This window comes from Halorubrum sp. SD612 (assembly GCF_002135005.1).
Map to the genome: position 1 here is coordinate 1 of NZ_NEWI01000083.1, position 13179 is coordinate 13179.

At 70.0% G+C, this 13179-nt stretch carries 15 protein-coding genes and 2 tRNA genes; 11 read left to right on the forward strand and 6 right to left on the reverse strand.

What is annotated here, in order from left to right; all coding sequences use genetic code 11:
- Positions 1–2015, forward strand: a 2015-nt coding sequence (locus tag B9G38_RS10390; RefSeq protein WP_086220324.1) for a DEAD/DEAH box helicase, incomplete at its 5' end; no start/stop codon positions are given.
- A 49-nt stretch (positions 2016–2064) separates the two neighbouring features.
- A tRNA-Pro gene (locus tag B9G38_RS10395) sits at positions 2065–2135 on the forward strand.
- Between the two features lie 388 nt (positions 2136–2523).
- On the opposite strand, the gene B9G38_RS10400 is transcribed toward B9G38_RS10395, so the two are convergent.
- The gene (locus tag B9G38_RS10400; protein WP_394334821.1) at positions 2524–3672 is read right to left on the reverse strand and encodes a DNA cytosine methyltransferase; all 1149 of its coding nucleotides are present in this window, start codon (positions 3670–3672) and stop codon (positions 2524–2526) included.
- 129 nt (positions 3673–3801) lie between these two features.
- Positions 3802–4410: a carbonic anhydrase gene (locus B9G38_RS10405; RefSeq protein WP_049932855.1), complete on the reverse strand. Its 609-nt coding sequence runs from the start codon at positions 4408–4410 to the stop codon at positions 3802–3804.
- 218 nt (positions 4411–4628) lie between these two features.
- Here B9G38_RS10405 and B9G38_RS10410 point away from each other — a divergent pair.
- A tRNA-Phe gene (locus B9G38_RS10410) sits at positions 4629–4702 on the forward strand.
- Between the two features lie 41 nt (positions 4703–4743).
- Here B9G38_RS10410 and B9G38_RS18265 read toward each other — a convergent pair.
- Complete coding sequence (locus B9G38_RS18265) at positions 4744–4914, reverse strand: hypothetical protein (protein ID WP_167373096.1); 171 nt, start codon at positions 4912–4914, stop codon at positions 4744–4746.
- 60 nt (positions 4915–4974) lie between these two features.
- Between B9G38_RS18265 and B9G38_RS10415 the strand changes: the two genes are divergently transcribed.
- A complete protein-coding gene (locus B9G38_RS10415) occupies positions 4975–5712 on the forward strand; it encodes an HAD family hydrolase (protein WP_086216516.1) in 738 nt (245 codons plus the stop codon).
- Positions 5709–6704, forward strand: a complete 996-nt coding sequence (locus B9G38_RS10420) for a phosphotransferase family protein (RefSeq protein WP_086220325.1) — start codon at positions 5709–5711, stop codon at positions 6702–6704. The genes B9G38_RS10415 and B9G38_RS10420 overlap by 4 nt, the downstream gene beginning before the upstream one ends.
- Positions 6705–6727: 23 nt before the next feature.
- Here B9G38_RS10420 and B9G38_RS10425 read toward each other — a convergent pair whose 3' ends face one another.
- A complete protein-coding gene (locus tag B9G38_RS10425) occupies positions 6728–7285 on the reverse strand; it encodes a hypothetical protein (RefSeq protein WP_233127188.1) in 558 nt (185 codons plus the stop codon).
- Between the two features lie 212 nt (positions 7286–7497).
- Between B9G38_RS10425 and B9G38_RS10430 the strand changes: the two genes are divergently transcribed.
- A complete protein-coding gene (locus tag B9G38_RS10430; RefSeq protein WP_004599158.1) occupies positions 7498–7692 on the forward strand; it encodes a cold-shock protein in 195 nt (64 codons plus the stop codon).
- Between the two features lie 185 nt (positions 7693–7877).
- On the opposite strand, the gene B9G38_RS10435 is transcribed toward B9G38_RS10430, so the two are convergent.
- The gene (locus B9G38_RS10435) at positions 7878–8192 is read right to left on the reverse strand and encodes a 2Fe-2S iron-sulfur cluster-binding protein (protein ID WP_049932858.1); all 315 of its coding nucleotides are present in this window, start codon (positions 8190–8192) and stop codon (positions 7878–7880) included.
- Positions 8193–8353: 161 nt separating this feature from the next.
- Between B9G38_RS10435 and B9G38_RS10440 the strand changes: the two genes are divergently transcribed.
- The 4 genes from B9G38_RS10440 to B9G38_RS10455 all read left to right on the forward strand — a co-directional run bounded on the left by B9G38_RS10440 (position 8354) and on the right by B9G38_RS10455 (position 11720).
- Complete coding sequence (locus tag B9G38_RS10440; RefSeq protein ID WP_086220327.1) at positions 8354–9466, forward strand: hypothetical protein; 1113 nt, start codon at positions 8354–8356, stop codon at positions 9464–9466.
- Between the two features lie 86 nt (positions 9467–9552).
- Positions 9553–9936, forward strand: coding sequence for a DUF5611 family protein (locus B9G38_RS10445; RefSeq protein WP_086220328.1), 384 nt, complete (start codon positions 9553–9555; stop codon positions 9934–9936).
- 257 nt (positions 9937–10193) lie between these two features.
- Positions 10194–10652 (forward strand): universal stress protein, encoded by a 459-nt coding sequence (locus B9G38_RS10450; RefSeq protein ID WP_086220329.1) that lies wholly within the window; start codon positions 10194–10196, stop codon positions 10650–10652.
- A 90-nt stretch (positions 10653–10742) separates the two neighbouring features.
- Entirely contained in the window at positions 10743–11720 is a 978-nt protein-coding gene (locus B9G38_RS10455) for an ROK family protein (protein WP_049932862.1), read from the forward strand.
- Positions 11721–11747: 27 nt separating this feature from the next.
- Here the strand turns inward: B9G38_RS10455 and B9G38_RS10460 are convergent, their stop codons facing one another.
- Positions 11748–12758, reverse strand: a complete 1011-nt coding sequence (locus tag B9G38_RS10460) for a PrsW family intramembrane metalloprotease (protein WP_049932863.1) — start codon at positions 12756–12758, stop codon at positions 11748–11750.
- Between the two features lie 139 nt (positions 12759–12897).
- Here B9G38_RS10460 and B9G38_RS10465 point away from each other — a divergent pair.
- On the forward strand, positions 12898–13179 hold a 282-nt coding region (locus tag B9G38_RS10465), incomplete at its 3' end, for a hypothetical protein (protein WP_086216510.1).

The following is a 13179-nucleotide window of genomic DNA, read 5'->3' on the forward strand; positions in this document are numbered from 1 at the left end:
ACGAGGCGCGGAGCGACTACACCGTCGTCGCGAACCGCGACGGCAAGCGCGTGCTCCGCGGGCGGCTCGAACTCAAGAAGACCTCCGCGGGCCCGCGCCCGGGGAAGTTCCGGGTGATCCGCGACGGGGAGGACCACCCCCGCCAGCCGGACGAGTTCGTCGACCTCGCGCGGGCGGCCGGTCGGATCCGCATCTCCGAGCAGACCTCGCCGGAGAACCGGACGCGGCTGAAGGAGATGCTCGACGGCTACCAGCTGGAGGCGACGGCGGTCCGGACCTGCCGGCGCTGCGCGAGCGACGGGCGCTACGGGCCGATCACGAGCGAGGACGCCATCGACCACAACGGCGAGCTGATCTGTCGGGACTGCGCCCGCCGGGAGCTAGAGCGGGAGCTGTCGTACAAAGGGGAGTTCACGGGCGCGGCCGAGGAGCGATTGGAGGAGCTGCTGTACGAGTCGGGCGACCTCGACCGGATCGTGAGTCTCCTCCAGGGCGGACTCGACCCCGACCTCACGAAGTACGACGAGGTGTCGGCGAACGTCGACGACGTCTCGCCCGTCCGGACCGAAGACTTGGACCTCCATCCGGACCTCTCTTCGCACCTCCAAGGCCGCTTCGAGGAGCTACTGCCGGTCCAGAGTCTCTCCGTGCGGAACGGCCTGCTCGACGGCGACGACCAGCTCGTGGTGAGCGCCACGGCGACGGGGAAGACGCTCGTCGGCGAGCTGACCGGGATCGACCGCGCGCTGAAGGGGGACGGGAAGCTGCTCTTCTTGGTCCCGCTCGTCGCGCTCGCCAACCAGAAGCACGAGGACTTCGAGGACCGCTACGGCGACCTGCTCGACGTCTCCATCCGGGTCGGCTCCTCGCGGGTGAACGACGACGGCAACCGCTTCGACCCGAACGCCGACGTGATCGTCGGCACCTACGAGGGGATCGACCACGCGCTCCGGACGGGCAAGGACCTCGGCGACGTGGGGACGGTCGTCATCGACGAGGTCCACACGCTGAAGGAGGGCCAGCGCGGCCACCGGCTCGACGGGCTCATCTCCCGGCTGAAGTACTACAGCGAGGACCGGATGGAGACCCGCGCGGGCTACGACGGGACGCAGTTCGTCTACCTCTCGGCGACCGTCGGGAACCCGGAGTGGCTCGCGGAGAAGCTCCGCGCGACGCTCATCGAGTACGAGGAGCGCCCGGTCCCCATCGAGCGCCACGTCACCTTCGCTGATAGCCGTGAGAAGGCCCAGATCGCCGACAAGCTCGTGAAACGCGAGTTCGACACGAAGTCGTCGAAGGGGTACCGCGGGCAGACGATCATCTTCACCAACTCGCGGCGGCGCTGTCACGAGATCAGCCGCAAGCTCCGGTACGACTCCGCGCCGTACCACGCCGGCCTCGACTACGGGCGCCGGAAGAAGGTCGAGCGCATGTTCGGGAATCAGGACCTCTCGGCGGTCGCCACCACCGCGGCGCTGGCGGCCGGCGTCGACTTCCCCGCCTCGCAGGTGATCTTCGACTCGCTGGCGATGGGGATCGAGTGGCTCTCCGTCCAGGAGTTCTCGCAGATGCTCGGGCGCGCCGGACGCCCGGACTACCACGACCGCGGCCGGGTCTACCTCCTCGTCGAGCCGGACGGCGTCTACCACGGGTCGATGGACCGCACGGAGGACGAGGTGGCGTTCACCCTGCTGAAAGGCGAGATGGAGGACGTGGCGACGCACTACGACGAGACCGCGGCCGCCGAGGAGACGCTCGCGAACGTCGTCGTCGCCGGCAAGAAGGCGAAGCGCCTCAACGACCGGATGATCGGCGAGGTCCCCACCAAGCACGCGCTCGGGAAGCTGCTGGAGTGGAACTTCATCGACGGCTTCGAGCCGACGCCGCTCGGCCGCGGGGTGACGCGGCACTTCCTCGCGCCCGACGAGGCGTTCTTCATCCTCGACTCGGTCCGGAAGGGGACCGACCCGTACGACATCGTCGCCGACCTCGAACGGCGCGACGACGAGGAGTGACGACGCGCAACGAAACCCTTTAGCGGCTCTTCGGGGTATGTAGGAGTACGGGACCGTGGGTTAGTGGTATACTCCGAGCCTTGGGTGCTCGTGACCCCGGTTCGAATCCGGGCGGTCCCATTCTGCTGTTGCGAACAATCCGTGAGCAGTGGCAACTATTTACAAATAAGAGGCGGTGGCGCGTGCCTGCGAGGCCGCCCCGCGGCCGAGCAGCACGCGCGAGGGAGTCAGTCACCGGAGCGAAGCGGAGGCGACTGACGAGGCTGGGGAGGTGTGAGGTGCGGTCGCGGTGCGGGGTGGGACTCAAAAGGGCAGCCGGGAGGCGGGCGCAGGTGACGCAAGCACCGCAGTGAGGGAGCGAACGGAGTGACGAGGAGCGCAGCGAGCGTGCGCCCGCCTCCCGGCTGGGACTTTGGAGGTGTTCACCACTGATCCACCGGCGCCTGTTTATAAATAGACCGCCAGGATTTTGAAATTCCGCACCACCGATCACTATTTAAAAACGATCTCAGGCCAAGTCAGTCAGCGACTGCTGTTCGTACACGTCGGGGTCGGCGGGGGGCGCGTCCCGGATCTCGGGGTAGTACTCCAGCAGCTGCGTCGCCAGCTCCTCGCCGAGCCGGACCGGGACGGCGTTGCCGATCTGTTTCATCACGTCGGTCTTCGTCCCCTCGAAGACGAACTCGTCGGGGAACGTCTGGAGCCGAGCCATCTCGCGGGGCGTGAGGTACCGGTCCTCACTGGGGTGGATGAAGACGTTCGTGCTCACCGTCAGCGACGGCTCCTCGGGGTCGAGCCGGCGGAGGTACGTCCCGTACCGCTTGACGATCTCCGGCTCGTGCGGGCAGGTGTCGGTGTCCTCGCAGTCGCACTGGTACTTCTTCGTCTTCAGGCGGTCGGGGAGGTCGCGGTAGTAACCGCCCGGGGGAACGTGACGGATGCGTTCGAGCGTCTTCTCGCCGGTGTCGGCGTACGTCATGTTCGGGAGGTCGTCGGTCGCGTCCGCGAGCGCCTCGCCGGCGGTGCGCCAGTGCCCCTCGGGCGTCGTCGGCTCAGGAAAGCGGATCGGCACGTCGCGATTGGTGCCCATGAAGAAGATCCGGCGGCGCTTCTGGGGGACGCCGTACTGTTCGGCCTCCAGCACTCGGTACTCGCACTTGTAGCCGTGCGCCGCGAACTCGTCGACGATGAGGTCTTTCACGTACCGGTCGTCACTGGTCTGGCGGTTGATCAGGTCGCGGACGTTCTCCATCAACACCAACTGTGGTTCGAGGACGGAGACGACCCGGAGGAACTCCTCGAACAGCGTGTTCCGGCGGTCCTTCTCCATCTCGTCGAGCTCGATCTGCTCGTTGTTGAGCCGGCTGAACCCCTGACAGGGCGGCCCGCCGATCACCACGTCGACGCCGTCAGGGTCGTAGCCCGCGCCCGCGGCCGCCTCGCGGATCGCCGGGGCGTCAAGTTCGCGCACGTCCCCTTCGAGGAACTCGGTGTCGGCGAAGTTCCGTCGGTACGTCTCCGCCGCGGGCTCCCACTGGTCGCTCCCGAGGGCCACGTCGAAGCCCGCCCGCTCGAATCCCAAGTCGAGGCCGCCGCAGCCGGAGAAGAAGCCGGCGACCACCGGCGCGTCAGCGTCGGCGTCAGCGCCCACCGGGATCACCTCGGCGATGCGGGGACACGCGTGCTCGATCCATTTCGTGCCTCGATTCGCCGCGGGCGCATAAAAGCGTCACACCTCAGGCCGGGACGGCAGGTTCGCTGGCGGCCGGCGCGTCGTCGTCCGGCGTCAGGCCCGCCGCTCGCTGATCTCCTCGGCGATCCGCTCGTCGGGGCGGCGGAGCTCGCCGGACTCGACCTCGTAGACGTAGCCGGAGACGGTGGTGTCGTCCGGGATGAACGCGGACTCGCGGAGGTACTCGACCTGCGCGGCGCAGGCCGCGTCGATGTCGTCGGTCATCTTCACCCAGTCGAGGAGGTCGGCGTCGCCGATCGTGAGCTCCGGCAGCGACGGGTCGAGGTCCGCGGCGTCGATGTCGCCCGTCTCGGCTTCGAGCCCCTCGCGGATCGCCTCGTCGGGCGCGCTCATCATCCCGCAGTCGGTGTGGTTGATAACGACGATCTCGTCGGTGTCGAAGAAGTTCGTCGTGAGCGCGGCCGACCGGATCACGTCGTCGGTCACCTTCCCGCCGGCGTTGCGGAACACCTGCGCGTCGCCGAGGTCGATGCCGAGCGCCTCCTCGATCGGGATTCGCTCGTCCATACAGGCGACGACGAGGAGGTTCTTATCGGTCGGGATCCCTTTCCGGCGGCGGCGCGCCCAGTCGTCGCGCTCGTCGACCGCGGCGTCGAGATGTTCGTGGTGCGCGTCGTGGTCGGCGTGGTCGTGCGATGGCATCGCTCGATCGGAGGGGTGGGAGAAAGGGGATCGTTGCGAAAACCGAGATCCCCGCCGTCGACGCGGATCGGCGGCGATATCGTCCGATATCGAGGACGCGTGGCAGATCGGTCGATCCGGATTCGACCGACGCGGGCGGGCCGAGGCGTCGACCGAGGCGGTCCGCCCGCGGCCTTTCGAAATCCTTTTGTCCCGAATCGGCATTGATGTGAGTGCGAGCCGCCTTAGCTCAGACTGGGAGAGCACTCGACTGAAGATCGAGCTGTCCCCCGTTCAAATCGGGGAGGCGGCATATTCTGAACCCGCGAGCGACAGCGAGCGGACGACCGCGGGTCACTCGTCGTCGACGAGGACGGTCGCGAGGCGGTCGCCGCAGTGCGGGCAGTTCAGCGTCTGCCAGGTGTCGGGATCCAGATCGCCGAACGGCTCGGACCGGCGCGCGTCCGCGGCGGCGACGCTCGCGCCGCAGGTCTCGCAGTCGTGGGTGTCGTCGGGATCGGTCATCGCCGGGCGTACGGGCGCCGCGGCGAAACCGACTTCGCCGCGCGGCGCCTCCGATCGTCCATGAGCCGGTTCGCGGCGGTGGCGTTCGACCTCGACGACACGCTGTGCCGCCACGACCACGACGTGGACGCCCTTTACCGCCGGGCGTTCGAGGAGGCGGGCGTGGAGCCGTTCGGCGAGCCGGAGGAGCTGTGGCCCCTCCTCGACGGCCCGCCGGACCCCGACGATCGCGTCGGCTACCTCGGCGCGGGGTTCGCGCGGTTGGCGGCGCAACACGGGAGAGACGTGGACCCCGTCGCGCTCGCGGCGGCGTTCGAGGCGGTCGCGGACGAGTCGCGGGTGGCGTACCTACCGGGCGCGACCGAGGCGCTGGCGGCCGCGGCGGCGGCGGGTCCCGTGGGCGTGCTCACGAACGGTCCCGAGGACCGCCAGCGGGCGAAGATCGAGGCGCTCGGGTTGGACGATCTCGTCGACGCGATCGTGTACGCCGGGGACCTGCCCCGCCGGAAGCCGCACGCGGAACCGTTCGAGCGGCTGACCGCGGCGCTGTCGGTCGATGCCGAAGAGACGCTGTACGTCGGGAACTCGCTGTCGTACGACGTCGCGGGCGCGCACAACGCCGGGCTCCGGTCCGCGTGGCTCCGCGCGAGTCCCGACGACGCGCCCGGCGCGTACGGGCCGGACCACGTCGTCGACTCGTTAGCGGAGATCGCGGACCTGCTGGCCGAGGGGCGCGGAGCCGACGGCCGCGAGCCCGGAGGCGAAGCAGCGGCGACCGGGCCGGAGGAGAGTCGGTGAGCGACGCGGTCAGGGGTCGCGCCCTCGCCAAGGCGAGACCGGGGGCGACGGTCGCGAGCGTCGAACCGCTCGGGCGGGGGAACCGCAAGCGGACGGAGGTGGTGCGATTCGAGAGCGCCGCGCCGGTGGTCGTCCAACGCTCCGAAACGCCGGCCGCGACCCGGACCGAGGCGGCGCTGCTGACGGCGATCGGCGATCGGACGGGCGTGCCAGTTCCCCGGCCGCTCGGCGAGGGCGTCGCCGACGGGACGGGGTGGTTCGTGACGCCGCTGGTCGACGGCCGCGACCTCCACGAGGCGTTCGTCGACCTCGGTCCGGCGGACCGGCGGGGGGTCGCGCGGGCGTTCGGCCGCTGGCTCGCGGCGCTCCACGAGGCGTTTCGGTTCTCGGGGTGCGGGCGGCTCGCGGTCGACGGCGCGGCGGGCGGCGGAGCGATCGACGCGGAGTCGGTCCTCGGACGCGACGCGTCGCTGTCCGTCCGCAATCCGGTCGGCGCCGACGAGTGGCTCCGGGAGTTCGGGGAGCGACACGCCGACCGGCTCCCCGAGGAGTTCGACGGGCTCCGCGCTCGGCTTCGGGACGCGTTCCGGGAGTCGACCGCGTGCGACACCGATCCGCGGCTGTTCCCGTGGGACTTCCGCCCGGGGAACGCCCTCGTCGCGGACGGCGCGGTGACGGCCGTCCTCGACTGGGAGGTGCCGCTGGCCGCCCCGCGTGGCGTGTCGGTCGCGAAGACCGAACACCTCGTCGTCGACTGGTACGTGCCGGCGGCCGAGACCGGGCCGCTCAGGCGGGCGTTCCGCGACGGCTACGAGTCCGTCGCGCCGCTCCCGCGCGTCGAGCGTGCCCACCGCGCCGCGGCCGTCGCGAGCGCGGTCGTCGACGGCGAGGGCGTGGTGACGAACCCGCGCTACCCGCCGGTCGACCGCGACGCGGCGGTCGAGTTCCACCGACGGGCGCTTCGGCGCGCGCTGGACAACGGACCCGGATAGACCACTCCGAGACGAGGCGCCGGTCAGTACAGCGCCGTGGCCGCGAGGATGCCGGCGGTCTGGCCGAGGCCGACGAGCGCGATGCCCGCGACCGTCCCCGCCGCGGAGCCGGCGAACGCGGCGACGACCGCGCCCACGACCGAACACGCGGCCGCGGCGTGGTGGACGGTCGAGCGCGGGGCCGTCGCGTCGCGAAGCCCCGTGTAGACGAACGCCGGCGCGGGCAGGAGCATCCAGCCGTAGAAGGCGACGGCGAGGAGCGCGCCGGTCGGGAGCGCGGCCGCGAGCCCGGCCCCGTCGCGTGCGAGGAACCCGAGGACGCCCGCGAGCGTGACCGGGGTCCCCGCGAGGATCACCAGCTTCCACGCGCGGAGGACTCCTGTCGCCATGTCGCGCCACGAGGCGACGACGAAGGCGACGAGCAGGGCGCTCATGACGACGTGCGCGACGAACAGCGCGTGGAGGGAGACCGCACCGAGGACCGTCGCCGCGGCGACGCCCCACGCCGCGGGGACCAGCAGCGCGGGACCGTTCTCGCGGAGCGTGATGGCGGGGCCGTCCGCTTGGTACTCGTGTGACACGTTGGTCGCTTCCGCGCCGAGGAATATAAACGTCGGCGTCCGGTGGGGCGCCGAAGAACGACACGATCCGGTCTCGCTCGCGCCGCGAATCTGTTGTTCGGGCAGTGTTCGCTGATAAAGTTTCGGTTATTCGGAAACGATCGTCTAGAGAGAGTCGTGGTAACTGTACACTCGCAATCCTTATGACCCGACAGGGCCTCTCTCTATTCGCAATGGCGACCGGAAAGGTTGATTTCTTCAACGACACTGGCGGCTACGGATTTATCGAGACTGACGACGCGGACGACGACGTGTTCTTCCACATGGAAGACGTCGGCGGCCCGGACCTCGAAGAGGGCCAAGAGCTCGAGTTCGACATCGAGTCCTCCGAGAAGGGTCCCCGCGCGACGAACGTCGTTCGGCAGTAAGCCGATCCGAGAAGGTGGGTCGGTCCGGCTGACGCCGAACGCGACTCTGACACACGGTATCAAACGTTTTCGTCCGCGTCGCGGGCTCGCGTCCGCCGCGGTCGTATTTTACGCTCGACGAGCGCCTCGCTCGTCGCGTGCGCGCGTCGTACCCGGAGAAGAGATGAGAGCGACCGCGTCCGCGCTCAGATGTGTTGCCCGAAGAGCCCGCGGCCCTTCGTCACCTCGACGTCGCCCTCGACTTTCGTCTGACAGGAGAGGCGGACGTCGTGGTTCGGGTGGTGCGGCGGGAGCCAGAGACGGGCCTTCTCCTTCTTGCTCGGCTCGCTGACCTCGCCGTCGACCTGGACCGCACAGGAGCCGCACGACCCGGAACCGCGGCAGTTAAGCTGTTCCATCTTGCCGTTGTAGACGGAGAGACCGGCCTCTTTGAGCACGTCGCGCAGATTGGCGCCCTTCTCGCACTCGATTTCCTCGCCCTTGTAGGATACAGTAGGCATGTCGACTCACGGTACGCGAGCGATCCACAAAAGAGTCTGTGTCCGCGGGGCGCGGCGACCGGAACCGCGAGCGCCGACCGCGGCACGTCCAGAAATGCTCGTGTGCCGAGCGTCGGACGCCGACGGGGCGTTTTTTACCCTCGGCACCGCAGAGTGGCACAATGGGACTCAGGTGTCTGCTCGGACACGACTTCGGCGAACCCGAACTCCAGCGCGAGCGCGAGGAGGAGGGCGACGAGGTCGTCACGACCGTCAAGGAGGTGAAGACCTGCGCTCGCTGCGGCGAGACGCAGATCGTCAGCGAGAATACCGAGGTGACGACGATGGAGCAGCTGGCGGACGAGGCCGCCGCGAACGCCGGCGGCGAGACCGCCGGCGCGTCGGCCGCGGCGCCGACGCGCGACGACGCCCCGGACGCTGCCGAGGAGGGCGCCGGACCCGGCACGGCGTCGGGAGAGGTCGGTGCGGCCGACGCCGGGACGGCGGACGAGGGCGTGACCCTCGACGAGGAGCCCGGAGCCGGGAGCGACGACGCGGTGATCCTCGACGACGGGGCCGCGGCCGACGAGCCGGCGGGGCCGACCGGCGCCGCTCCGGCCGCGGACCGCGTCGACGCGGCGACGGGCGCGGCGGACGGTCCGGACGCGCCGGACGACGCGGGCTCGCCGGACGGAGCAGATCCGGCGGACGAGGACACGGAGGTGTTGGGCGCGGGCGGCGAGTCGGCGTCCGCGCCGTCGCCCCCGGCCGAGACCGAGTCCGGTGCCCCCTCGGGCGACGAGGCGGACGCGGAGAGCGACGACGGCGTGATCCTCGACGAGGACGAGGAGCCGGCCGACGACCGGGAGCGGGGCGCGTGGCCGGTGGTCGACGAGGAGGACGCCGGCGCCGACGGAGCGACCGCGTGGCCCGATCACGGCGGCGAAGACGAGGGGTTCAGCGCGGAGGTCGGTGAGGGCGGTGACGCCGACGTCGAGTTCGGCGGCGGGCTCACCCCGGAGGCCGCGGACGGGCGGGAAGAGCAGGAATCGGCGACGGAGTACGTCGAGGCGCCCGACGACGGCGAGGGCGCCACGTTCGACGCTGGCGGCGAGGGCGGGACGGGGATCACCCGGGGCGAGAGCCCCGAGTTGGAGACGGTGGGCGACGACGCCCCGACGGAGTACTACTGTCCCGAGTGCGGGATGGTCCGGGCGGCGGACGGGAGTTCGATGCGCGCGGGAGACATCTGTCCGGAGTGTAAGCGCGGGTACGTCGACGAGCGTCCTCGGTAGGCGAAGCGGAAGCGGGCCGTTCGGGCCGAACCCGCCGAGCGGCCGTGACGAAACTGGTTTACGCCGGCCTGTCGAACGGTCGCGGCATGAAGGAGTACAAGATGCGCCGCGGCGAGCATCTGGACGACCGCATGCCGGACCTGAAGGGTTCGATCGAGGAGTACTTCGGCGAGGTCACCGGCACCGAGGAGTGGGAGGGGCACGAGCTGTACGTCGTCGCCGACCCCGACAACCCGGTGTTCGAGCGCATCGTCGCGGGCGCCGCCGAGTACGGGAGCAAGAAGGACAAGCTGGCGGTCCACTTCGAGGAGCGCCCCGCCGAGGACGTCATCGCGGAGGGGAACGCCGACGCCGCCGCGGACGCCGTCGACGTGAAAAACGACTTCCTCCTGGAGGCGACCGGGCGCGACGCGAAGTCGCGCCGCGACTCGCTGAAGCGCGAAGTCGAGGACGACGCCCCCGATTACTGAGCGGTTTCTGCGGCGACCGGTTCTCGTCCGTCGAGGAAAGCGCGGAGCCCGCTAGCGTCCCGCTCGCGCGACTGAACCCCGCGAGAGAGTTGTCACCGTCCTCGAAACGTCGTCGCCTCCTCACGGGAAGCGTCATCGCCCGACGAGAATCGGCTCCACTCGGCGGTGAGACTGTCAGGATCGATCTGGTGAATATTTATTCAGATTTGAGTTAAAACTCCGGCAGTTTTAAGCCGTACGGGGACGAAACGGTGTGTATGAGCATTGAGACGGTCGTGCTGGCGGTCGGATCGGAGGACGGGAAACGCGTCGAGCGGCTCGCCGAGGAGATCATCTCCGTCGCCGAGCCGGCGGACGCCGAGGTCGTGTTGACCCACGTGTTCGACAGGGAGGAGTTCGACGAGACCAGCGCGAAGCTCGGGTTTGAGCCGGAGAGCGAGAGCTCGACGCCCGACGCCATCGCGGAGCGACACACCACCACCCGGGAGCTCTCGGAGGCGCTCTCCGAGGCCGGCGTGCGACACTCCGTCCGGGGCGCGGTGGGAGACCTCGCGGACGAGGTCGTCGAGACGGCCGAGGGCCTCGAAGCCGACCGCGTCGTGGTCGGCGGGCGGCGCCGCTCGCCGACCGGGAAGGCCGTCTTCGGCAGCGTCGCGCAGGAGGTCATGCTCTCGGCGCCGTGCCCGGTCACCTTCGTCCGCGAGCCGGCGTCGTAACGCGGTTTCGCGGTACGGACCCCGTTTGTTATTCACGGTCGACCGCGCGAAGCGTCCCGCTTAAGTGAGACGGGTCCGCGCTTACACCCGATGTACTACGTGGGCGTCGACCTCGGGGCGACGAACGTCCGGGCAGCCGTCGGCGACGAGAGCGCGGCGGTCCTCGGCTCCGCGTCGCGGGGTACGCCGCGGGGACCGAACGGCATCGCCGTCACCGAGGCCGTGTTGGAGGTGGTCCGCGGGGCCTGTACGGACGCGGGAATCGCGCCGAGCGAGGCGGTCGCGGCCGGGATCGGCTCCATCGGTCCGCTCGATCTGGCGGAGGGGGTCGTCCAGGGGCCCGCGAACCTCCCGGACACGGTCGAGCGCATCCCGCTCGTCGGGCCGGTCGGTCGGTTGCTCGACACCGACGAGGTGTACCTCCACAACGACACCATCGCGGGCGTCATCGGCGAGCGGTTCCACTCCGAGCGCAACCCCGACGACATGGTGTATCTCACTATCTCCTCGGGGATCGGCGCGGGCGTCGCCGTCGACGGGAACGTCCTCTCTGGGTGGGACGGCAACGCCGGCGAGGTCGGCCACATGACCGTCGACCCGCACGGGTTCATGACCTGCGGCTGCGGGCTCGACGGCCACTGGGAGGGGTACTGCTCGGGCAACAACATCCCGAAGTACGCCCGGGAGCTCCACGAGGAGGACCCCATCGAGACGATCCTCCCGATCGAGGACCCCGACTTCTCCGCGGTCGACGTGTTCGAGGCGGCGGGCGAGGACACCTTCGCCGACCACGTGATCGACCAGGTCGCCCACTGGAACGCCATGGGGATCGCCAACATCATCCACGCGTACGCGCCGCTCGTCGTGAGCGTCGGCGGCGCGGTCGCGCTCAACAACCCCGACCGCGTCCTCGACCCGATCCGCGAGAAGCTCCCGGAGATGGTGTTCATCAACGTCCCGGAGGTTCGACTCACCGACCTCGGCGACGACGTCGTGGTGAAAGGCGCCCTCGCGAGCGCGCTGACGGGCGGGACCGGCGACCGGGCGCGCGTCGAGAACGCGCCTTGACCGAGCGCGGCGACGACGGCCCGCGGGCTACTGCTCGAACTCGTCGAGCTCCGGTTCCACGTCGGCGCCGACCGCGTCGCGCGTGTCGAGATACGCGTCGCGGTACCGCCAGATCTTCCGGAGGAGGACGTACCCGAACGCGCCCTGGAAGACGATGACGAAGCCGAACAGCGCGAGGACCTGCGGGAGGCCGAAGAGTCCCGCGGCGACGCCGGTCACCGGACCGACGAGCGTGTTGTACAGCGCGTGGATCGCCGCCGCGAGGACGAGCCCCTTGACGATGATCGGGCCGCGGTTCCCGGGATTGAACTTCGCGAGCCCGAGATAGTAGCCCGCGAACGCCGAGTAGACGACGTGTCCCGGTCCCGCGAGCGCCCGGAGCGCGGCGATGCCGTCGCCGGCGCCCAGCGCCGCGATGCCGACCGTCAGCTCCGCCATGTCGACGTTCTGGGCGATGTACACGAAGTTCTCGATGACGACGAAGCCGAGCCCCGCGATGGCGCCGTAGACGGCGCCGTCGATGACGGCGTCGAAGCGGGCGTCGGTGTACGCGTACAGCCGCACCGCGAGCAGCTTCACCGACTCCTCTATCGGGCCGACGACGACGAAGAAGAACACGACGATTCCGAGGAAGCCGAGCGGCCGGAAGTACGGCTGGAGCACGCTGTTCAGGATCGCCGCGAACGTCGCGGTGAGGATAGAGAGGAGGAACGTCGCCACGAGGAGCGACAGCGGCTCGCCGGTCGTCACGTCCGAGACGTACACGTACGCGGCCAGCCCCAGAGCGGGGATCACGGAGAGCCCGAGGAGGACCGCGATGGCCGGGTCGAAGAGGAGCCCGAGTCCGAACGAGCCGAGGATCGCCAAGAGTCCGACGAACGCGACGAGGACGACCCCGGCCTTCGCGGAGCGCGTGAGGAGCCAGTACAGCGCGACCGACAGCCCGTCGAGGGAGGTGCGCTCCTCCCACGTCGCGACATCGTAGAGGTCGCGGTCGTCGTCGGCCCGAGACGCGATCGGGTCCTCATCGCTTGGCATGGCCCCCGTTTCGCCCCCCGGTGACTTAACGGATTGGCGGAACCGGACGGACGCGCTGAGGCCGGTGGGCGGGATGCGTCACCGACCGCGCTCGCTCCGCGGCCGACAGGATTGAAACCGCGGCGGACGAAGGTCGGGTATGCACTTCGATCCGCGGGTCCAGCGCGCCCTGAAGGAGGCCGGGCTGGACGCCGACGCCGTCGCCGACGCCTCGGACCGAGTCGCCGAACTCGTCGCCCGCGACGCCGACCGCCTCCGAGAGTTCTTCGACGGCGACGACCCGTACTACTCGGACATGGAGATGGCGCACAGCGCGGCGTCGAGACAGGAGCACGCGAGCGCCGACGTGGACCTGTTCACCCACGGGAGCGACCTCCGCGGGTACCTCTCGCTCGACGGGTGGGGCGTCCCGGTCGAGGGC